The following is a 21106-nucleotide window of genomic DNA, read 5'->3' as shown; positions in this document are numbered from 1 at the left end:
CAATTGAAATAAAGGAATATCGAACATGACTCAGAAAATCACCAGCGATTTTAATCAAGACACCTACCCACGCGACCTAAAAGGCTATGGTGGCAATCCACCACAAGCGAATTGGCCAGGTGGTGCAAAGATTGCTGTACAGTTCGTACTAAATATTGAAGAAGGGGCAGAAAACAGCGTCATGCACGGCGATGGTCAGTCCGAACGCTTTTTGTCAGATGTTTTAGGCACGCCAGAATTTAATAATCGTCACCAGTCTATAGAGTCTGCATTTGAGTACGGTAGCCGTGTGGGTGTTTGGCGAGTATTAGATGTGTTTAAAGAATATGGCTTACCCATTACTACCTTTACTTGTGCTGCCGCTGCTGAAAAAACACCGCATATTATCGAGCGCGTCTTAGAGGACGGTCATGAAATCGCCAGTCATGGACTGCGCTGGATCACTTATCAATATATGTATCGTGAGACCGAACGTGAGCATGTGCGTGCGGCGACTAAAATCTTTGAGCGGATGCTTGGCGGGCAGCCGCTGGGCTGGTACACTGGTCGTGACAGCCCTAATACCCGCGAGCTGGTAGCCGAGCAAGGCGGTTATATCTATGACTCCGACTCTTACGCTGATGAGCTACCTTACTGGCTCAATGTGAAGGTAGCAGAAGGCAACAAGATTGAGCGCAAACCGCATTTGGTTATCCCTTATACGCTTGAAACCAACGATATGCGTTTTGCTTCAAGCCCTGGATTTACGCACGCCGAACCCTTTTATCAATATCTAAAAGACAGCTTCGATACCTTATACGAAGAAGGCTCGCATACCCCTAAAATGCTAACGATTGGTCTACATTGTCGCATTATCGGCCGTGCTGGTCGCATCAAAGCCCTCAAACAGTTTTTGCAATACATCACCAGTAAACCCGATGTTTGGATATGCCGCCGCGACGAAATCGCTAAGCACTGGTATGAAAACCATCCCGCCACGGCTGATAACACTGCCAACTGGATGTAAACGTGAGCTCAGACACAAATTTATCGCGGCACAAAACCACTAAGGAACATGAATAATGTCAACAAAAAGTACTTATTATGCACCAACTGGCGGATTGCCTCCGCAAACACAGTTACTATCTGATCGCGCTATCTTTACCGAAGCTTATGCGATTATTCCTAAACGTGTACTAACCGACATTGTTATTAGCTACCTGCCGTTTTGGGAAGGAATGCGGATGTGGGTACTTGCACGTCCTTTAAGCGGTTTTTCAGAAACCTTCTCACAATACATCGTTGAAGTAGCACCAAATGGCGGCTCAGAAAAACCTGAGCTAGATGCAAAAGCCGAAGGTGTTGTATTCATCGTTGAAGGTGAAATGGATATGACTATAGAAGGTGAATCGCATCATCTTGAAGCGGGAGGTTATGCATTTTTACCGCCGGGATGTAAATGGACGCTGAAAAACAATAGCGATAAGCACGTTAAATTTCATTGGATCCGCAAAGCTTATCAATTTGTAGAAGGTATTGATGCGCCCGAACCCTTTGTAACCAGCGATCACGATGTTGAAGCTATTGAGATGCCGGACACAGGGGGCGTATGGGCAACCACTAGGTTTACAGAGCAGTCTGATATGCGTCACGACATGCATGTGAATATAGTCACTTTCCAGCCAGGTGGCGTGATCCCATTTGATGAAACTCATGTTATGGAACATGGTTTGTATGTACTAGAAGGTAAAGCCGTATATCACTTAAACGGCGAATGGGTAGAAGTTGAGGCAGGTGATTTTATGTGGCTGCGCGCATTTTGCCCACAATCTTGTTACGCTGGCGGACCTGGTCCATTTAGATACTTACTATATAAAGATGTGAATAGACATATGCCGTTTATTCGCCCAGAACGATAACCCATCCAGAACGATAAACAGTTTAGAGGCATAATCGTTAATTCGAGTATGTCATTTACTCCCAGATGACGGTTTAAGTCGCGTACGGGTTTATGGTAAAGTTGCTGATACTGCCAATTAAACGACTCTACCAATTAACAGACCCTATTAACCCATAGTAAGGTGAATTCATGAGTACTACAATCATAGCCAAACCTTTGACCAAAGCTGAGTTTGCGCCATATGGTAAGGTTATTGAGCCGTACGACAAAGAGCAAGAAACGCCTGAAAATTGTTATGAGATTAATAATGGCTACGCCAAGCGCCATCATGCTATCGCTGAGTCTAAGCTTGATGGTGGCAATGTCGGCATGAGTATTTTCTGTGCTAAAAAGCGCGAATTTCCTATCGCTTTGTCAGTGATGGAATATCATCCGTTTGGTACACAGGCTTTCTTTTCGATGCATGGTCAAGATTATATTGTCGTCGTTGCGCCTGCGGGCGAGCCGCCCCGGTCTGCTGATGATTTGACCGTGTTTTATGCCAAGTCTCATCAAGGCGTGCAATATGATGCCAACGTTTGGCATCACCCACTGCTCGCACTTGGTTGTGACTCTGACTTTTTGGTCATTGATCGTATCAATGGCGAAGGCAATAACTGCCATGAGCTTGATATCAATGATTGGCAAGTTCAGATTGAAATTGATCGTGAATCTGACAGCGCAACTAAAAGTGAAATTAACAGTGAGCATAGTTAAGTTTATACTTCGCTGACCTGTATTAACTAAGCATTAGCAAACAGCTTTAACATTAAATGAATCATGACATACAAAAGACAGCCCTCAATCGGGTTGTCTTTTCTTATTTTAGTACCGCCTTTGGGAATTATATTGCGCTGTTGCTCAGACAGTTTGGACAACTAAAAGCCTTGTAAAACATAGCGACAATTAGACATTAATAAGAGAACGATATGGCAAACACCGGTAGCGTAATGTCAGCGCAGCAATCATGGATAGGTACTATTCAAATTATCACAGCCGCTGTCTGCTGGGGTACTTTAGGAATATTCTCGACCTATCTCAACCAAATTGGCTTTAGTGGCTGGCAAATTACCATTTTGCGCATCGTTACCGCTGCTTTTCTTATCCTTGTCATGCTGCCAAAATTATGGCCACATCTCGTTAATCTACGTCCAAAGCAGTGGCTTGGACTAGCGCTACAGTCTTTAATTGGCGTGCTTGGTATGTCGGTATGCTACTTCTTTGCCGTTATTTATGTCGGTGCTGGTCCCGCTGTCGCCCTCCTTTATACTGCGCCCGTTTTTAGCTTACTTTTCTCAGCGTTTTTTCTTAGTGAATCCATTACGCGGCAGTCGGCATTACTAGCACTAATGGCTGTATTCGGCGTCGGCTTAACGATGTTAGGTGAGCAAGCACAAGCCAATTGGGGTATTGTGCTCGGACTGCTATCAGGCGTGTGTTATTCCCTATACGGAGTACTCGGCAAGCGCGCGATGCATTATGCGCATCCTGCCCCTTTGGTATTTTTTACCTCTATTGTCATTAGTGCTGGTGTGCTGCTATTGCTACCTGAAACCTATAACACCTATGAGCAATTATTAACCTTGCCTTTGCTTACTTGGGGCTACGTCTTAGGACTGTCTTTGCTTGGAACAGTCGTACCTTTTGGTCTCTATATGAAAGCGTTGGAGAAGCTACCTGCTACTCGCGCTTCAGTATTTACTATCTTTGAGCCGTTGACTGCTATCGCCCTTGCGACAATGCTATTACACCAATCATTATCGTGGATTCAATACGTGGGCGTGGTATTGATTTTATTGGCGGCTTTATTTAATGCCGTATTAAACGGTACTACCACGCGTGTACCGCGTTGGCTAAGAAGACGGCAAAAAGTTTAGTTTTTATTACGCGCTACTAAAAATTAACGTTCAAAATATTTAGAATACAGCAGCAGCTATTTTTATTAGATTAAAAAAGCCCCAACCATGACATCATAGTTGGGACTTTTTTTTGCCTAAAAATTTTCTTTAGAGTGCTTGAGACTTTGCTTCAAAAAAAATTTACGCGATAGTCGATCCACTGTAAAATAAATACAGCGCTACTGACATAAATTTTGCGCAGCCTCTGTCTGCGTAGGCACAGCAAGCAAGGAAAAATTATCTCAGTAGCACATTATAATCTTTGTACTTCTTTTATTTAGGGCTGACTATATACAGATTTGATAAATAACTTGGATTACCCTAACCTTATTACTGCACAATACGCTGTAGAAATGCTTGCGTACGAGGGTGCTCGGAGTCTTCAAATAACTGCTTCGCACTGCCCTCTTCGACCACATAACCATCTTCAATCAAGACGACATGGTCAGCAACATCACGCGCAAAGTTAATTTCGTGGGTTACTACAACCATCGTCCAGCCTTCAGATGCCAGTTTTTTCATAGCCTCGAGTACGTCTTGGACCAGCTCGGGATCAAGCGCCGAAGTTGGTTCATCGAACAACAATAACGACGGCTCAATGGCCAGCGCACGAGCAATACCAACTCGCTGCTGCTGACCACCGGATAGCTGAAACGGGTAAAGATCCGCTTTGTCCAATAGACCAACCTTCTCCAATAAAACTAAAGCCTGCTCACGGGCTTGTGCTTTACTTTGCCCTTGTACCACCGTAGGTCCAAGCATTAAGTTTTCAATCGCTGTCTTATGCGGAAACAAATTATAAGACTGAAACACCATGCCTGATTTACGTTGCAGTGCCAGCAAGGTTTTTTTCTTAGGCTTAGTGCCAAAGTCGACCGTCAAGCTGCCATCATCAAACGCAATGACACCTTGATCAGGAATCTCCAGCGCATTTAAACAGCGCAAAAAAGTAGTTTTTCCCGATCCTGACGGCCCTAATATCACGACTACTTGGCCTTTGTGAATGGTCAAATCAATGCCTTTGAGCACTTGATTACTACCAAAGGCTTTGTGAATATTGGTGACTTGAATCATAAAGGTTCCTGTTGTGCGGATAATACTGGCAATATTATAAGGCGTATTTATAAATTATTTAGCGATATAGCGATCAAGACGAATCTCAAGCTTGCCTTGAATAAAGGTCAAGAACAGACAAATACCCCAATAAATAACCGCCGCTTCAGTATAGACCAGCATAAATTCATAATTACGCGCCGTGATAATCTGAGCTTGTTTGAACAGCTCAGTGACGAGTACCAATGAGGCCAAAGACGTGTCTTTTACCAAGCTGATAAAAGTATTGGATAACGGTGGCACTGAAACCCGTAGCGCTTGTGGCAAAATTACATGGCGAAAGGTTTGTAGGTACGTTAACCCTACGGTTGAGCCTGCTTCCCACTGGCCTTTTGGAATAGATAAAATAGAGGCACGCACCGTCTCAGACGCATACGCACCGATATTCAGTGAAAAGGCAATAATCGCAGAAGGGAATGGATCAAGCTTCAATCCAACACTGGGCAAACCATAGAAGATGATAAATAGCTGCACCAGCATCGGTGTACCGCGAATCGCAGACACGTAAATACGGGCAAGTCTATAGATAATCTCGTGAAACCAGCCAGCACGCGGCACGATACGAATTAGTGCTACCGTCAGCGCAATTACCATACCAATTGCAAACGAGATCAATGCTAGCGGTATCGAATAATAGATACCGCCTTTCAGCATTGGCCAAAATGAATTGATAACAATTTGCGCCCGATCAGGGTCCATAAATGGCAATAATGCCAGTAGTTCAGCTAGCACTGACGTGATAGAAGCTAGCATTATTTTTGTTGACTTATATCAGCACCAAAGAACTCTTCGCTAAGTTTGGTTAGCGTCCCATCGGCTGCTAATGCTGCCATTGCTTCGTCTAATTTTGCGACGACGGCTTCATCGCCTTTAATCAAGACTAATCCTGAACCAGTTTGCTCACTGGCCGGTGCAACCAATTTAATCTCAAGCGCGCTGTCTGGGAATTTTTTTAGATAGTCTAATATTGCAAGGTTATCGTTCATTGTAAAGTCAGCACGATCTTGTTTAACCAATTGAATCGCTTGTGCCATGCCATCAACAGGAACGACTTCTGCGCCATAGCGTTCTGCTAGCTCACCATAGTTACTGCTGAGCGACTGTGCTGAACGTAGACCTTTTAACGCTTCCCACGAGCTATAGCGATTGTCATCAGTTGGCGCTAAAACCACAGCGCCTGACCAGCTGTAAGCTTGAGATTTGTCATATTTTGCTAAACGCTCAGGGGTAGTTAGACTGACTTGGTTGGCGACCATATCAAAACGTTTTGAGTCCAGACCTGCCAGCATGGCGTCCCACTGAGTTTCTTTAAATTCAACATCAACGCCTAATTTATCAGCGACTGCACGCGTTACTTCGACATCATAACCCGTCAGCTTTCCACTCTCATCATGATAAGTGAATGGTGGGTAGGTGCCTTCGGTACCGACGTTAATAGTGCCGCCATTATTGATACGTTGTAGCAAATCAGAACCGGCAGTCTCAGCACTGTCGGTTGCATTGGTTTCAGCTTCATTAGTAGTAGACTGACCACAAGCGGCAAGCAATACAGTACTGGCGGCAAGGGCTAAAAGATTACGACGTTTCATAAGGCGTCCTTATAAGATGAATGGATAATGCAAAAATGTATAAGGCAAACAAAGTTAAATAAAACTATATAATATGAATATCACAATAAAACATGTGCACTGCAATATTTGCTTTGGTTGCCCGATTTGAGGATATTGTTTGTGTCTTTCAATACTATTTTATATTATTTTTCTTTTATGGACGTTTAACAAAAGAATTCGATGTAGCAGAATCAAAGTTAATCCATACTATTTAAACGGCGTCTAGCTCATATACTATCGCAATTTGGCAAGAATAACCGTACAAAAACAGTGAGCACGCGTAAGATTGTTAAAGTTTGCCAGAGAATTGATAGCGATCGCCTGCATGCCACATCTTCACAAAGGTCAACACCTTCCCTGCCGAATAAGTCTGACGACGTAGAACTAACGTCGGTGACTGCGGTGCAATCTGTAGGGCATCAGCGATCTCATCAGGTGCTGCTAAGGCTCGAATGGTATAGTTACCGCGCTCAAGTGGGCTTTCGGCAATGAGATAGTCGCTGGTATTCACCACGCTAAAATCTTGCTCAATGAACTCTGGTACTTTTGTCGCATCCACCCAACGCTCTTCAAACTGTATAGGCTGACCGTCAGCGAAATGAATGATTTTTACTTCATATAAAACAGCTGGCTCAGTGCTATTAGTATTGCTATCAGTGTCCTTTGAATCATCACCCTTAGAATTAGAAGATACAACTGCTTCATCAATACCAAATTTACGGCGCATCTCATCATCTAACATGCTCGCGGTAATAGCGCGTTTGCTCACCACTTGTGCCTGATAGTCGCGATTGGCTGATTTTAAATCTTGAGCGATATTGCGCACTTCTACAAAGGTATGATTGAACTGCTGCTGTGCGACAAATGTCCCCGACCCTTGCCGACGCTCTAATACCCGCTCTTCGCTTAATTCTTTTAAGGCGCGGTTTACTGTCATTCGCGATACGCCAAACTCTTCCGCCAACGCCATTTCGGTAGAGATAGCTTCGCCCGCCTGCCATTTTCCAGAATGGATATTATCCAATATTGCGTTTTTAATCCGCTGATATGCTGGAACTGTTTTTGTCATGTCACTCTTCACCTTTGTCATGCTCATCTTTAACCGTCGACTTCAACTATACAGGTATGCAGCTATAAAAGTGCTGACATAATATCATGACAGTTATCATAATCACCATGAGAACAGCCTATCTAACAAAGCAACTTCATAAATAATTTAACTATTTATAAAAAAATGCTTGCATGAAAAAATAATCTTTGATAATTTGTATATACAACTCATTAACAACACCAAATAATGTTAATAGTAAATCGTATAGATAATCACAAGGACATGATCATGACTACCGATAATGGAATGAGCAACAACGGAACCAGCAACAATAATGAATTTACGCGTCGTGATGAGAGTCGTAATATTGCTGCGCCGACTGGCAGTACGCTCAATTGCAAAAGCTGGCTGACCGAAGCGCCTTATCGCATGCTGCAAAACAACCTACACCCTGATGTGGCCGAAAACCCAAAAAGCTTGGTTGTGTATGGCGGTATCGGACGTGCAGCCCGTAACTGGGTAAGCTATGATCAAATACTCGCGTCACTCAAAGAATTAGAAGACGATGAGACCTTATTAGTGCAATCAGGCAAACCAGTTGGCGTCTTTCAAACTCATGAAAATGCGCCACGTGTGTTGATTGCCAACTCCAACCTTGTCCCGCGCTGGGCAACGTGGGAGCATTTCAATGAGCTTGATCGCAAAGACCTATTTATGTACGGCCAAATGACTGCCGGTAGCTGGATTTATATCGGCACTCAAGGCATCGTCCAAGGCACTTATGAAACTTTTGTCGAAGCCGGTCGCCAGCATTATGATGGCAGCTGGGCAGGACGTTGGATTTTGACCGCTGGTCTTGGTGGTATGGGCGGCGCACAGCCATTAGCCGCGACCTTTGCCGGCGCAACTTCTTTAAACATCGAATGCCAACAGTCTAGTATTGATTTCCGTTTGCGTACTGGTTACGTCGATAAGCAAGCAGACGATCTTGACCATGCTTATGAGCTGATTAAACAACATACGGACGCGGGTGAAGCCGTCTCAATCGCGCTACTTGGTAATGCGGCGGATATCTTGCCTGAGATGGTTAAGCGTGCCAATGCAGGCGAGATAAAACCTGATTTGGTCACTGACCAAACCTCCGCTCATGACTTAATCAATGGCTACTTGCCAAGTGGCTGGACAGTTGAAGAATGGAAAGCGGCACAAGAAAATCCGGACCAACATGCCACATTAACCAAAGATGCCGCCGCGTCTTGTGCCGTACACGTGCAGGCCATGCTAGATCTACAAGAAATGGGTATCCCAACGACTGATTATGGTAATAACATTCGTCAAGTTGCCTTTGATGAAGGGGTGAAAAATGCCTTTAATTTCCCGGGTTTTGTCCCTGCTTATATTCGCCCGCTGTTTTGCCAAGGCAAAGGCCCATTCCGCTGGGTAGCATTATCAGGTGATCCAGAAGATATCTACAAAACCGATCAAAAAATTAAAGAGCTGTTCCCTGAAAATCAGCATATTCATCGCTGGCTAGACATGGCAAAAGAACGCATTCAGTTTCAAGGCTTGCCAGCGCGTATCTGCTGGTTAGGTCTTGGTGAACGTGATAAAGCAGGCTTAGCCTTTAATGAGATGGTCAAAAGTGGTGAGTTGAAAGGTCCTATCGTTATCGGTCGTGACCATTTAGATACTGGCTCTGTTGCCAGCCCCAACCGCGAAACAGAAAGTATGAAAGATGGCTCGGACGCGGTATCTGACTGGGCATTATTAAATGGCATGCTCAATGTCGCAGGCGGTGCTACTTGGGTTTCATTGCATCATGGCGGCGGCGTGGGTATGGGTTACTCGCAGCACTCTGGCATGGTCATCGTCGCTGATGGCACAGATGCCGCTGCCAAGCGCTTAGCAAGAGTACTGGTCAATGATTGCGGCTCAGGTGTGATGCGTCATGCGGATGCAGGCTATGAGCTGGCCATCAAAACAGCAAAAGACTATGGCTTAAATCTGCCGATGATTAAATAGCTTGCCCTTGTCCTTATATGCTCAAATGATATAAGGACATCATCAACACTTTATCAAGGACGATAATATGTCTGAACGTGATATTTTGCCCCCAGGTAGCTCCGTGCCTAGAACGCCTCTAGACAGCCCAGCACCTGCTAGCCCGCCGCCTGAAAAGCTGCTGTCCAAACCTGTAGCGCTAATACAGCTAATCGTATTTAGTGCTATTGGTCTGGTGATGTTCTTTGTGCCCTTCACTATTGGTGAAAAGAGCACGATTTTGTTTGACCACGGGGCAACTTATCTGGTCACTCAGCAGCATACCCTTGCTGTATTTTTACTGTTTCTACTGATGATTTATGGTGTTGGCAAACCCATTTACGATGGTTCATGGCGTAAAAATATCACCAATATGATATTAACCGCCTTTAAGATTATCGGGCTGGTACTCGCCATCATGTATATCACTGATATGGCGCCTGCTATCATCATGGAAAAGGACATGTTGCCGTTTTTGTTTGAAAAACTGGCATTACCAGTCGGCATGATTGTCCCTATTGGTGCATTAATTCTCGCTTTTTTGCTCGGTTTTGGCTTGCTGGAGATGTTTGGAGTACTCATGCAGCCTATTATGAAGCCTATTTGGAAAACACCCGGCTCATCAGCGATTGATGCGGTCGCCTCTTTTGTTGGCAGTTACTCTATTGGGCTGCTCATTACCAATCGGGTCTTTCTGCAAAATCAATATTCGGTTCGTGAAGCCATCATTATTGCTACTGGTTTTTCTACGGTGTCGGCAGCGTTTATGGTCATCGTTGCTAAGACCCTTGGTCTAATGGAATTTTGGAATCTGTTTTTTTGGTCGACACTGATTATTACCTTTATTGTCACCGCCATTAGTGCACGTATTCCACCTATTCGAGGTTTTGATGATAGCGTCGAGCGTCCAAACTTGGACCACCAACAAGGTAATCGCTTAGCAGCAGCGTATCATTTGGGACTGGCTACTTCGCGCCGTGCGACTGACCTCAAACAAATTATGTGGTCGAACTTTCGCGATGGGGTGACGATGGCGGCAGCGATTGTACCCTCGATTATTGCGGTAGGGTTAACGGGTTTATTACTAGCCAAATATACGCCAGTGTTTGATGCCTTAGGTTTGCTCTTGTATCCATTCACTTGGGTAACCGGTATGCCTGAGCCACTAGTTGCTGCCAAAGGTATGTCAGCGGGACTGGCTGAAATGTTTTTGCCTGCCCTCTTGCTAACGGAAGCTGAGATCTTGACCCGCTATGTGGCAGGAGTGGTTTCGATTAGTAGCGTGCTGTTTTTTTCAGCGATGATTCCTTGTGTATTGGCAACTGAGATTCCGCTGTCAGTACCTAAGATGGTCATTATTTGGTTTGAGCGAGTGGTGCTTAGCATTCTAATCGCTGCACCTTTTGGACACTTAGCGATATATTTGGGCTGGATCAGTTAGACCGACTGAAACAAGCAGGATTGGTTAAGAAAATTTAAACAGCATAGCTTTTAACTGTTTATAAACAACAAAGCATAAACTAAAATGTATAGACAACAAAAAATATAATTAATATAGCTCATAAAATTAGGATGAATCGCATGACTGATATCAAAAAACTAACCCTACATCCGCGCCAATTAAGCTTCGAGATTTTGCGCGATATTTATGAGCAACCTGTCATATTGACGTTACCTGACAGTGCTTATGAAGCGATAGATGCCTCACACGAAGATGTACGTACCATCATTGCGCGTGATAAGAGCGCTTATGGCATCAATACCGGTTTTGGCCTGTTGGCAAAAACCCGTATCAGTGATGATCAACTTGAGCTACTCCAGCGTAACCTTATCGTTTCTCACTCGGTGGGCACTGGTGAGGCGCTGCCAGACAACGTAGTTCGACTGATTATGGTGATGAAAGTTGCTAGCCTCGCGCAGGGCGTCTCTGGCGTCCGCCGCGTCGTAGTCGATAGCCTACTCGGCTTAATTAATAATCAAATTACCCCAAACATTCCTGCCAAAGGCTCCGTTGGGGCATCTGGTGACTTAGCGCCTTTATCGCATATGACGCTGGCAATGATGGGCGAAGGCGATGTCTATGTTGGCGGCAAAAAAGTACCCGCTGCCGATGCGTTAGCGCAGCATGGTCTTGAGCCCATTACCCTTGCGGCAAAAGAAGGGCTTGCCCTGATTAATGGCACCCAAGTATCCACCGCACTGGCATTGCGCGGTTATTTCTTAGCACGAGATTTACTCGAGACAGCAACCATCGTCGGCTCAATGTCTATTGATGCGGCCAAAGGCTCGGATGCCCCATTCGATGCACGTATTCATGAAGTGCGTGGTCACCATGGTCAAATTGAAATAGCTAAAGCGCATCGTCAGCTGATTAAAGGCAGTGCTATTCGTGCCTCGCACGATGGCGAACAGGACGATAGAGTACAAGACCCTTATTGCTTGCGTTGCCAGCCACAAGTCATGGGTGCTTGCCTTGATATCATCAATCAAGCAGGCAAAACCTTATTAATTGAATCTAATGCGGTGACAGATAACCCACTTATCTTCACTAACGATGATGGCCCTGTTGCTATCTCAGGTGGTAACTTCCATGCTGAGCCAGTTGCCTTTGCCGCAGACATTTTAGCCTTGGCGATTGCTGAAATTGGTTCTATGTCTGAACGCCGTGTGGCTTTATTGATTGATGCAACCTTGTCAGGCGGTTTACCGCCATTCTTAGTTGATAATGCTGGGGTGAACTCAGGCTTTATGATTGCTCATGTGACGGCAGCAGCACTCGCCTCAGAGAATAAATCTATCGCCCATCCAGGCAGCGTCGATAGTATTCCAACTTCTGCCAATCAAGAAGATCATGTGTCGATGGCCACTTATTGTGCACGACGCCTATATGAGATGGCGCAAAATACCGCTACTATTATCGGCATTGAGCTATTGGCTGCTGGTCAAGGTATCGACTTCCATCGTGGACTAGATACCTCAGAGGCGTTACAGACAGCGCATCAGAAACTACGCGAGCAAGTGACTTTTTATGATAAAGATCGTTACCTAGCCCCTGATATTGAAGCAGCAAAACAACTAGTATTAGATGGCACGCTCACCAAGTATTGGCAGTCATTGCGCAGCGATTGGTACGAGTCTAAATAGGAAAGTTTTATATATTTAAAATCCACTCTCAATTATCTAATTTTATTGGCGTAGGCCATCCTGAATTGAGAGTCAGGTTTTATATTATGAAAGGAGGTCAACAATGACAATAGCCGTTAGCCATACCGCAGCTGATATGAGTCGGTGGACAGGCCGTGCAGAGCCGTTTGAGTCTGCGCGCGCCCGCTACTGGTATCAAATAGCTCAGCCTTATGCCTTTGATAGCACCAGTCAGCAAAATGGTCAGCGCATTGGACTGGTCGGTTTTGCTTGTGATCAAGGCGTCAGACGTAATCAAGGACGCGTAGGTGCAAGAGCTGCGCCGCCCTTGATTCGCCAAGCATTTGCGGCGCTGCCGGTCATCGCTGAGTTACAACAACGCTATGAGGGTCAACTGCCGACTCTACTAGGTGATGCTGGTGATATCCATTGTCATGATAATGATGATTTTGCCGAGCGTACCCTTGAGCAAGCCCAAGTAACCTATGCAGATAAAGTAAGTCACATTATCCAGGAAGGCGGTCTACCTATCGGGCTTGGTGGTGGTCATGCCATTGCTTATGGCAGCTTTTTAGGATTATGGCAGGCGCTGTCATCAAAAGCCGATCAGCCTACTAATGACGTTAGCAATGTCAAAAATAATGTCGAAAGCCATGTTAAAAGCCATGCGAGCGCAATACCTACTATCGGGGTGATTAACTTTGATGCGCATCTAGATATTCGCCAATCTGATGTGGCCACGTCTGGTACGCCATTTCGCCAGATTGCCGAGCACCTTGATAAACAGGGTCAGCCATTTCACTATTGCTGTATCGGCGTCAGTCGGTTTTCCAACACTGCCGCTCTCTTCGACCGTGCTGAGCAGTTAGGCGTACATATTATCAGTGACGAAGATTGCACCAATAAGAAATGGAAAAAAATTGCTGCTCAAATAGAGGATTTTATCAATGAAGTTGATGTGGTCTATCTAACTATCGATATGGATTGCTTGCCATCGAGCGTCGTTCCTGGTGTCAGTGCACCAGCGGCCTATGGTATCGAGCTACCCTTCATTGAGCGCGCGGTCAAACTTATTATGGCATCTGGCAAAGTAAGAATGGCTGACATTGCCGAGATTAATCCAACCTTTGATATTGATGCGCGCAGCTGTAAAGTCGCCGCTCGCCTCTTGGCAACTATTATCGAGCAGCATCTACTTTTAGTATAAATAAATCGATACAGAATAAAAGTGTTCTGAGTATTCATACAAGTGACTGGGATGAATTTTGCGAAGCCTTTGTCTCGCTTGCGCACAACAAGCGAGTAAAATTTGTACCAGTCACGCTATAACATTTTTAAAATAAACCAACCATACAAGGCTACTGAAGTAAATTTTGCACATCCTCTGTCAGCAGCCCCACAGCAAGAAGAGTTTTTACCAACGACACAATGTCTATTTTAAAGTGAACGGACTATGGATGGCTGCACTAAATCTATACTAATAAGTAGGAGCACATCATGACTAACACAACAAACGGTACAGACCAAATGCCTATAAACAACTCCACTTTGACATCATTTGACAACATTATTATCAATGCCAATCTCGCCACCTTTTCAGAGCAATACGGGTTTGATATTTATAGCGATAGTCAACAAGATAGCACCCCTTATGGTCAATTAATGAACGCCGCTATCGGTATCAAAGATGGCAAAATTGCATGGGTTGGTACGCATGAGCAAATAAAGCCGTATCTGACCCATTATAAAAGCGATCAAACCAAAGACGTTGAGGGTAACTGGGTCACGCCTGGACTCATCGATTGTCATACCCATATCGTTTATGGCGGTAACCGCAGCAACGAGTTCGAAGCGCGATTGCAAGGTGCCAGTTATCAAGATATCGCGGCACAAGGTGGCGGCATTGTCTCAACCGTTAGCGCCACCCGCGCAGCGAATGAGGAAGAATTGTTTGCACAAAGTGAAAAACGTCTGCTCGCGCTCATTAAAGAAGGCGTGACCAGTGTCGAAATCAAATCTGGCTATGGTTTGGACTTAGAAACTGAGCGAAAAATGCTAAAAGTCGCCCGCGCACTCGGTGACAAACACAACATTCATGTCAGCACCACTTATCTGGCTGCCCATGCGCTACCTACGGAGTATAAAGACCGTGCCGATGACTATATTGAGCAAGTTTGTCAGTGGTTGCCAATTTTGCATGATGAGGGCTTGGTCGATGCGGTCGATGGCTTCTGTGAAAACATCGCCTTTACTGCTGAGAAAATTAAGCGCGTCTTTGAGGTTGCCCGCTCGTTAGACCTGCCAGTGAAGTTGCATTCTGAGCAGCTCTCAAACATAGGCGCTAGTGCTTTGGTAGCAGAATACCAAGGACTATCAAGCGACCATCTTGAACATTTAGTAGAAGACGATATTAAAAAAATGGCCGCAAGCAACACGGTAGCCGTGCTATTGCCAGGTGCTTTTTATACGCTACGTGATACTAAGTTGCCACCGATTGAAGAATTGCGTAAACATCAAGTTCCGATTGCCGTTTCAACAGATTGCAACCCCGGTACTTCCCCATTAACGTCGCTGTTATTAGCGATGAATATGGGCTGTACACTATTTTATTTAATCCCTGAAGAAGTGTTGGCAGGCGCAACGGTTCATGCAGCACAAGCGTTAGGTCTAGCCAACAAAGGTAAAATAGAAGTGGGTTACGATGCTGATTTGGCATTATGGGACATCGCCCGCCCTGCTGACCTTGCTTATCAAATGGGGTTAAATCCTATTGCGGGTATTATGGTTCAAGGTAAATGGCGCGAGACGGTATAGCGAATTACCATAAACATTTATCATTAAAAAAGCCCCAATGATTGATTGGGGCTTTTGATGGGAGCTGCTAAATTGCTATCACATATCAGTCTATTCGTTATTGACTAAAAATGAATAACTAAATTTTATTGTCGAAATTATAACTCTACTGCGGTCATATCTGGCACAGCGTCTATATCTTCGATTGAATTTTCAAATACAGTACCTGTTTCGGCATCGATATTTAGTTCAACAATTTGATCAGCCTTTAGTACTTTAACTTCGTAGTAGGTCTGATGGTCAGCATAATCATTATCATTTTCGAATTCAATTTCTAAGACACGACCACTGGTTTGTTTTTCCGCAGTATTGATAGCATCCATAATCTTGATTTTTGCTTGCTGCTGAACTTCATAACTATCGACATCATCTTTATCTAAATTTTCGGTTTCAGACTTTACGACTTTGCCAGTTATAGCATCAACTTTGATTTCATAACCAGTGGTATTAGTACTGAATTCCAGCTCATAGACACCGCCATCACCCTCAGCATCGCTGTCATTTTCATCAAACTCTGCGCTGATTAAAGTACCGGAAGCTTCTTTGCTCGCCGTAGTAATAGCCTGCTTTAGACTAATTTTCGCTGTTTGAGCAGCACTCACTTCGTCAGTATGATTAGCAGCACTAACAGCTGTACTCACTACACCTGCGCTCAATGCTAAAGTTAGACAAGCGCCCAATGTAGTCAGTTGCAATTTTTTAATAATATTACTCATATCTCTTTATCCTTATAGCCATTATGGAATTGCTTTTATGATACGGATATATAAGGATAAACATGAGACAAAAAGGTAGCGTAATGTAGCACTAATGTACTGTAAAACATTATCTAATAATTACCTTTTTTCTATGACTATCATACACTTAGGTAATGCTATTGCAGTAGAAATAAGGTATAATGTTATTCCGTTTTTTATAATGTTACTTCACCTTTTTAGGTCATTTAAGCCTCTATGCTAAATACGTCCCACCTAACAGACTCACTATACGATAATACTTATCACTCTTTAACGGGCGTTAGTTTTGACATTATTGCTGATTTTGATACTTCTGGTTTTGATACTGAGTCGGCCTTGGCTTTTGCAAGCTTACCGCTTATCATTCAAGAGCAAATGTTGCAGAGTAAACGGATTGTATTGATAGCAAACAATCCTTCAATAGATACAGCGAGCTTAGAGGCGCTGTTGCAGCCGACAGATATGTTGGTTTTGTTTAATGACTTTATTCATGCTGATTTTTTTGCCCACCATCCTAGCGCTAAAGATCTACCAAAACTATTATTTTTTAGAAAAATCGGCGACAGTTTATTGCATTTTGGCATGCCGCCGCGTAGTAACAACTTAACTGCAATGCTAGATATGGCAAAGCATGCACCACTTGGCATCTTGTTTGGGAATGCTGACTACCAGTTTCCATTACCAGCTGACGACCCTAGCCCTAATGATGATCCGATAACAGCCAGCCGAGTATTAAAGATTCCAGAACTGCTAAATCATTTATTGCATAGCGATGAGCATTGTCGCGTGCTATCAGATCAGCATAGCGTGGTGGCAGATTATCCTATTTTTGCTGATATCCATTCATCAGCGCCGACCTCAGGGTTTCTGTTATATCGGCTATTATTAGCGGCGCGCTTACATGTGCAGCAGCGACAAAACACTGCGACTCCGCTATCGATAGTCATGTTGGGCTTTAATAATGATGATAAAACAGCGCACTTTTGGGATGGCCATAATTGGGCGTTTGAGAGACAAGAGCTTGCCACGCCACCTAATAGCGTCGATATTATTCGTCAGTATTAATACATCAGCACTAATGAATCAGTGTTAATAAAACAGAGCCTCTATATCATTTAGATATACAGCATACTAAACATAAGGCGCATCCGGATAATGAGCCGCTCTAATCTCAACTTCACTTGGCTGTCGATTGATAGCAATCGGCACTGTTTGCGTATCTTGCCAGTTAATCAGTTGCAGCTGTGCAAACTCTGCTAACCATCCTGACATCGGCCAATGTTGCCATTTTTCATAAAAGCGGTTGGCATTGATAACGATACTATCTAAATGATTAAGCGGCGGCCGATAGACACTATGCTGTTGATGGTAAATCACATCGTTAGTTAAATAAAAATCGATATTGAGCGCACGCGCCATAAAAGCAAAATCCGTATCTTCAGCGCCGTAGCCGACATAATCCGTATCAAAGCCACCAATTCGCTCAAATTGACTGCGCATTATCGCAAAACAAAGACTCCAAAATGCACCATAATCTTGTGTCTGTTTAATAGGCGTATAGCTCTCTGTGTCCTGCTGTGAATCACGCTGCTCTAAATCCTGCTGTTGCGAATAGAAGTTGTCCCGATAAGGGTTAAATACGGACAGCTTGTCTAAAAAGTTGGCTGCCAATTTACCTTGTTGTAGCTGATTACCCTCATCATCGGTTAAAGGACGCATCAGATAACGCGGTTGACCCATCAATAAGGCTTTGGAATGTGCTTGGAGTTTATAATGTAGCTGCTCAATAAAGGTTGGGGCGACGATACAATCTACATCCAAGAAAGCCATGGCGTCATACGTGGCGCGCGCGGCTCCAAGGTTACGGTTACGACCAATATCAAATGATGCGCTACTTGCTAATCCATCCTCAGTCGCTGTAGTCGTTGCTATCTTAATAATATTTAAATCGTACTCTGCTAGACGTTCATGCTCAGCATCGTCATTAACGATAATAATTTCTGCTGGTTTGACACTACCCTGCGCCAAACTACTGAGTAGATTGTAGAGGTGTCGATTGCGTCCATAGCAGGTAGTAATTACACTCATGGGAATGGCGTCTTGCGCTTTGGTTATCGTTGTCATAGAAATATTTGCTCTTATTATCTTTCAGGTTTTATACCTAGCTGCGGCAATAACCATTCCTCAAACCAAGCTTTAACGGAAGTATAGTCAGCGAAACTATCCATAAATTCTTGCGCTAGCATATTAGCTTGGTTACCCGTCAAAGCAGTCTTATCAGTGTTGATTGATTCATTGATAACTGATTCGTTGTTAATTGACTTATTGTTAACTGATAAAAAAGACGGTATATCCTGACTACCCAAACTTGAAGTTTGAGCGATAAACTGCGGCCAACTTAAAGCACGGCCTTGCTCAATCAGAGCCTCTGCCATGACTTCTTGCTCACGATGCGGACGCTCATCTGGCAACACGACGAGCGGCGTCGCATAGTCATACGCTTGCGCAATACCGTTCAAACCACAAGCCATCAAAAGCAGATCACTATAGGCAATAAATGGGGTCACATCATCTACGTGAGCAGCAATATCGACATAATCACGTGCCTCATCATTAATAGGCCCAAGCGATATAATCAATGCGTTCGGTAATGCACGGCGTAGCTCTGGCAGCTTGGCATCAATAGCATCATGCCCACCATAGCCCTTGATGACAGTAACAATGTTGCCTTCGTTAGCATTGCCTTCAGCTGATTTATTGACAGCGTCTAAACGCGAGTAAAGTCGCTCATGAATAGTATTATCAGTAGTGAGCGTCATGAGCTTATTTATAAAGGCGGTAAACGTTAACAGCTCATCCGTCTTATTGGGCATGAAATCAAGATATAGCGTTTTTTGGCGTACCCAGTCCGGCGTTGCTGGCGCTTCAAGCGCCTTTGGATAAGGGGCTAATAATCCCAGCGCGCCAGCAAAGGCATTCAAGTGCGGCATATCATCGCGCTCGCCTGCCAGCCTTACATATAAGTAAGGCACACTAGCCGCGCGACACAGCATGGCGACTTCGGCGCTGACATCAATAATCATCAAGTCAATCTGACGCTGACGGATTTCATTGAGCAGCTGCCAACTGCGCGTCTGCACATTACGATTACCTACCGGTGAATAATGCAAACTACTTGGCTGCCAATATTTTCCAGCTCGTCCTGGCAGTACATCTTCTGGCAGCTGATCCTCAGCGCTTAAACGTACGATTTGCTCATCAGCTATCGCGCTAAAGCGATAACCATCATTAGGCAAACTGGTAAACACTGTCATCTTCTTGCGTAATTTAGGCGGCAGTAAAGCAGCCAATTTATCTGCTTGGCGGCAGTGACCTGAACCATGATGATGGGCATAATAGCCAATACGCATAAAAGATGTCCTAGAACTTACTTATTGAGAAATGACATTTAGATAATGACACTTAGATAATGACAAATAGAATGGTTTGTGCTCTAAAACCGATACTCTGAGACTGAATACCTAAACAGACAAGGCCTGAATCTGAGCGCTAACACTATCACTGTCACTACTTTCTAATGCTTGCTCATATAGCCGCAGATAACCATCGACCATCGTAGCAACGGAACAAAATTGCTCAGCACGCAGACGACATGCCACGCGGGAAATATGTTTGATATCATCAAAAGCTTGAATAAAAGCGTCTTTATCCATTTTAGGTACGATAATGCCAGTCGATGACGTGACAATCTCAGCGCTCGCACCAACATCAAAGCCAATCACTGGCGTACCGCAAGCCAAACTTTCCGCCAACGTTAAGCCATAAGGCTCGTCCCATGTACTGGTAAATAGCATAGCAGTCACTTGGCTTAAGCGTTCATTGATTTGATCTTTACTCAGATGACCGACGTAATCGAATAAAGACCCATCGTTTTTATCTTCTTCTAGTAACGGCGCAACGTACTCATCAAAATATTCCTCATTACTTTTTGGCCCTGCAATAATGAGGCGCTTGCCTGCCGCTTTGCAATACTCCATCGCTAGATGTGTGCCTTTCTCCACACAAATGCGCCCATACCAAAAGTAAACTTCATCTTCAATTGGTTTTGTATTGGCATCAAATGACTGTACATCAATACCGTTATAGACCACATGAGAAGGCACGAACTCATCAAATAGCTGCTGCTGATGACCACTAATCGCGGTGAACTGAGTTTGCGTGCCTTGACGTAGTGTCAATAATGCCAAACGCAACTGCGGAAAAATCGGCGTATGAAAGGTGGTAAAGAAGCGTGCGCCAAACGCCTGACCCATCATCATCGGTATATGATGCAAGCTATGATTGTGCACCACATCGATCATGCCCTGCTCATCACGACTGATGATATCGCGCATGGCTTGCTGATAGACCAAATATTGATACAGCTCCTCACGGCTCATACCTACCGAATCATGCTCCTTGTCATAGACCAACTCATCAAACTGCATGCGCGTCATAAAGGGCACGAGTGTCGCATTAGTCTGACTGTCTGCATGCGCGTAGAGCAACACTTCATGTCCTTGAGCGACCAATTCATCACAGATAAGCTCGGTAATCATCTCAAGACCGCCAGCGTATGGCTGTGCAATTGGATATAGAGAATGCGCAATAATGGCAATGCGCAACACTGGAGTATCCATTACTCTAGCACTACGGTAAGTAGTAACACTTGGTATATCAACGGTAAGGCTAGATAACATAAC

General features: G+C 44.3%; 18 protein-coding genes. 10 read left to right on the top strand and 8 right to left on the bottom strand.

The genetic code is table 11. From position 1 onward, the window contains the following. The first annotated feature begins 25 nt into the window (after nt 1–25). From puuE to ACTQ9S_RS07320, 4 genes are all read left to right on the top strand, one after another. Nucleotides 26–1006 carry an allantoinase PuuE gene (gene puuE / locus ACTQ9S_RS07335; protein ID WP_068036975.1) on the top strand — a complete coding sequence of 327 codons (981 nt, stop codon included), beginning with the start codon at nt 26–28 and terminating at the stop codon, nt 1004–1006. A 55-nt stretch (nt 1007–1061) separates the two neighbouring features. After that, on the top strand, nt 1062–1898 hold the full coding sequence (locus tag ACTQ9S_RS07330; RefSeq protein WP_068328757.1) for a bifunctional allantoicase/(S)-ureidoglycine aminohydrolase: 837 nt from the start codon (nt 1062–1064) through the stop codon (nt 1896–1898). Between the two features lie 170 nt (nt 1899–2068). Beyond that, nucleotides 2069–2635, top strand: coding sequence for an ureidoglycolate lyase (locus ACTQ9S_RS07325; RefSeq protein WP_068036981.1), 567 nt, complete (start codon nt 2069–2071; stop codon nt 2633–2635). 212 nt (nt 2636–2847) lie between these two features. Then, on the top strand, nt 2848–3795 hold the full coding sequence (locus ACTQ9S_RS07320) for a DMT family transporter (RefSeq protein ID WP_440454563.1): 948 nt from the start codon (nt 2848–2850) through the stop codon (nt 3793–3795). Between the two features lie 351 nt (nt 3796–4146). On the opposite strand, the gene ACTQ9S_RS07315 is transcribed toward ACTQ9S_RS07320, so the two are convergent. From ACTQ9S_RS07315 to ACTQ9S_RS07300, 4 genes are all read right to left on the bottom strand, one after another. Further along, nucleotides 4147–4890, bottom strand: a complete 744-nt coding sequence (locus tag ACTQ9S_RS07315; RefSeq protein WP_440454562.1) for an amino acid ABC transporter ATP-binding protein — start codon at nt 4888–4890, stop codon at nt 4147–4149. A 54-nt stretch (nt 4891–4944) separates the two neighbouring features. Next, nucleotides 4945–5682 carry an amino acid ABC transporter permease gene (locus tag ACTQ9S_RS07310; protein WP_440454561.1) on the bottom strand — a complete coding sequence of 246 codons (738 nt, stop codon included), beginning with the start codon at nt 5680–5682 and terminating at the stop codon, nt 4945–4947. Next, nucleotides 5682–6518, bottom strand: coding sequence for an amino acid ABC transporter substrate-binding protein (locus tag ACTQ9S_RS07305; RefSeq protein ID WP_068036993.1), 837 nt, complete (start codon nt 6516–6518; stop codon nt 5682–5684). The genes ACTQ9S_RS07310 and ACTQ9S_RS07305 overlap by 1 nt, the downstream gene beginning before the upstream one ends. Nucleotides 6519–6828: 310 nt before the next feature. Then, the gene (locus ACTQ9S_RS07300; RefSeq protein WP_227514056.1) at nt 6829–7608 is read right to left on the bottom strand and encodes a UTRA domain-containing protein; all 780 of its coding nucleotides are present in this window, start codon (nt 7606–7608) and stop codon (nt 6829–6831) included. A gap of 288 nt (nt 7609–7896) precedes the next feature. On the opposite strand from ACTQ9S_RS07300, the gene hutU reads away from it, so the two are divergent. From hutU to hutI, 5 genes are all read left to right on the top strand, one after another. Further along, complete coding sequence (gene hutU, locus ACTQ9S_RS07295) at nt 7897–9612, top strand: urocanate hydratase (protein WP_440454646.1); 1716 nt, start codon at nt 7897–7899, stop codon at nt 9610–9612. Nucleotides 9613–9679: 67 nt separating this feature from the next. Further along, a complete protein-coding gene (locus tag ACTQ9S_RS07290; RefSeq protein ID WP_440454560.1) occupies nt 9680–11071 on the top strand; it encodes a YjiH family protein in 1392 nt (463 codons plus the stop codon). 140 nt (nt 11072–11211) lie between these two features. Beyond that, nucleotides 11212–12774, top strand: a complete 1563-nt coding sequence (gene hutH, locus ACTQ9S_RS07285) for a histidine ammonia-lyase (RefSeq protein ID WP_440454559.1) — start codon at nt 11212–11214, stop codon at nt 12772–12774. 103 nt (nt 12775–12877) lie between these two features. Then, nucleotides 12878–13981: a formimidoylglutamase gene (locus tag ACTQ9S_RS07280; protein ID WP_440454558.1), complete on the top strand. Its 1104-nt coding sequence runs from the start codon at nt 12878–12880 to the stop codon at nt 13979–13981. Nucleotides 13982–14271: 290 nt separating this feature from the next. Further along, entirely contained in the window at nt 14272–15588 is a 1317-nt protein-coding gene (gene hutI, locus ACTQ9S_RS07275; RefSeq protein ID WP_440454557.1) for an imidazolonepropionase, read from the top strand. A 137-nt stretch (nt 15589–15725) separates the two neighbouring features. On the opposite strand, the gene ACTQ9S_RS07270 is transcribed toward hutI, so the two are convergent. After that, on the bottom strand, nt 15726–16343 hold the full coding sequence (locus ACTQ9S_RS07270) for a PepSY domain-containing protein (protein WP_068328777.1): 618 nt from the start codon (nt 16341–16343) through the stop codon (nt 15726–15728). Between the two features lie 237 nt (nt 16344–16580). Between ACTQ9S_RS07270 and ACTQ9S_RS07265 the strand changes: the two genes are divergently transcribed. Beyond that, entirely contained in the window at nt 16581–17429 is an 849-nt protein-coding gene (locus ACTQ9S_RS07265) for a hypothetical protein (RefSeq protein ID WP_440454556.1), read from the top strand. Nucleotides 17430–17495: 66 nt separating this feature from the next. On the opposite strand, the gene ACTQ9S_RS07260 is transcribed toward ACTQ9S_RS07265, so the two are convergent. The 3 genes from ACTQ9S_RS07260 to ACTQ9S_RS07250 all read right to left on the bottom strand — a co-directional run bounded on the left by ACTQ9S_RS07260 (nt 17496) and on the right by ACTQ9S_RS07250 (nt 21103). Then, nucleotides 17496–18488, bottom strand: a complete 993-nt coding sequence (locus tag ACTQ9S_RS07260; protein ID WP_440454555.1) for a glycosyltransferase family 2 protein — start codon at nt 18486–18488, stop codon at nt 17496–17498. Between the two features lie 17 nt (nt 18489–18505). Beyond that, nucleotides 18506–19774, bottom strand: coding sequence for a hypothetical protein (locus tag ACTQ9S_RS07255; RefSeq protein ID WP_440454554.1), 1269 nt, complete (start codon nt 19772–19774; stop codon nt 18506–18508). A 111-nt stretch (nt 19775–19885) separates the two neighbouring features. Continuing rightward, entirely contained in the window at nt 19886–21103 is a 1218-nt protein-coding gene (locus ACTQ9S_RS07250) for a glycosyltransferase (RefSeq protein ID WP_440454553.1), read from the bottom strand. Between the last annotated feature and the right edge of the window lie 3 nt (nt 21104–21106).

It is taken from the genome of Psychrobacter sp. ASPA161_9 (assembly GCF_051970275.1).
GTDB lineage: Bacteria > Pseudomonadota > Gammaproteobacteria > Pseudomonadales > Moraxellaceae > Psychrobacter.
The sequence above is the reverse complement of the archived record's forward strand: the minus strand, read 5'-3'. Positions and strand labels throughout refer to the sequence as shown.

Coding starts and splice junctions, on each gene's coding strand:
- ACTQ9S_RS07250 (WP_440454553.1), bottom strand. CDS start 21,103: ATGTTATCTAGCCTTACCGTTGATATACCAAGTGTTACTACTTACCGT.
- ACTQ9S_RS07305 (WP_068036993.1), bottom strand. CDS start 6,518: ATGAAACGTCGTAATCTTTTAGCCCTTGCCGCCAGTACTGTATTGCTT.
- ACTQ9S_RS07265 (WP_440454556.1), top strand. CDS start 16,581: ATGCTAAATACGTCCCACCTAACAGACTCACTATACGATAATACTTAT.
- puuE (WP_068036975.1), top strand. CDS start 26: ATGACTCAGAAAATCACCAGCGATTTTAATCAAGACACCTACCCACGC.
- hutH (WP_440454559.1), top strand. CDS start 11,212: ATGACTGATATCAAAAAACTAACCCTACATCCGCGCCAATTAAGCTTC.
- hutI (WP_440454557.1), top strand. CDS start 14,272: ATGACTAACACAACAAACGGTACAGACCAAATGCCTATAAACAACTCC.
- ACTQ9S_RS07255 (WP_440454554.1), bottom strand. CDS start 19,774: ATGCGTATTGGCTATTATGCCCATCATCATGGTTCAGGTCACTGCCGC.
- ACTQ9S_RS07270 (WP_068328777.1), bottom strand. CDS start 16,343: ATGAGTAATATTATTAAAAAATTGCAACTGACTACATTGGGCGCTTGT.
- ACTQ9S_RS07320 (WP_440454563.1), top strand. CDS start 2,848: ATGGCAAACACCGGTAGCGTAATGTCAGCGCAGCAATCATGGATAGGT.
- ACTQ9S_RS07330 (WP_068328757.1), top strand. CDS start 1,062: ATGTCAACAAAAAGTACTTATTATGCACCAACTGGCGGATTGCCTCCG.
- ACTQ9S_RS07290 (WP_440454560.1), top strand. CDS start 9,680: ATGTCTGAACGTGATATTTTGCCCCCAGGTAGCTCCGTGCCTAGAACG.
- ACTQ9S_RS07310 (WP_440454561.1), bottom strand. CDS start 5,682: ATGCTAGCTTCTATCACGTCAGTGCTAGCTGAACTACTGGCATTATTG.
- ACTQ9S_RS07325 (WP_068036981.1), top strand. CDS start 2,069: ATGAGTACTACAATCATAGCCAAACCTTTGACCAAAGCTGAGTTTGCG.
- hutU (WP_440454646.1), top strand. CDS start 7,897: ATGAGCAACAACGGAACCAGCAACAATAATGAATTTACGCGTCGTGAT.
- ACTQ9S_RS07300 (WP_227514056.1), bottom strand. CDS start 7,608: ATGACAAAAACAGTTCCAGCATATCAGCGGATTAAAAACGCAATATTG.
- ACTQ9S_RS07315 (WP_440454562.1), bottom strand. CDS start 4,890: ATGATTCAAGTCACCAATATTCACAAAGCCTTTGGTAGTAATCAAGTG.
- ACTQ9S_RS07280 (WP_440454558.1), top strand. CDS start 12,878: ATGACAATAGCCGTTAGCCATACCGCAGCTGATATGAGTCGGTGGACA.
- ACTQ9S_RS07260 (WP_440454555.1), bottom strand. CDS start 18,488: ATGACAACGATAACCAAAGCGCAAGACGCCATTCCCATGAGTGTAATT.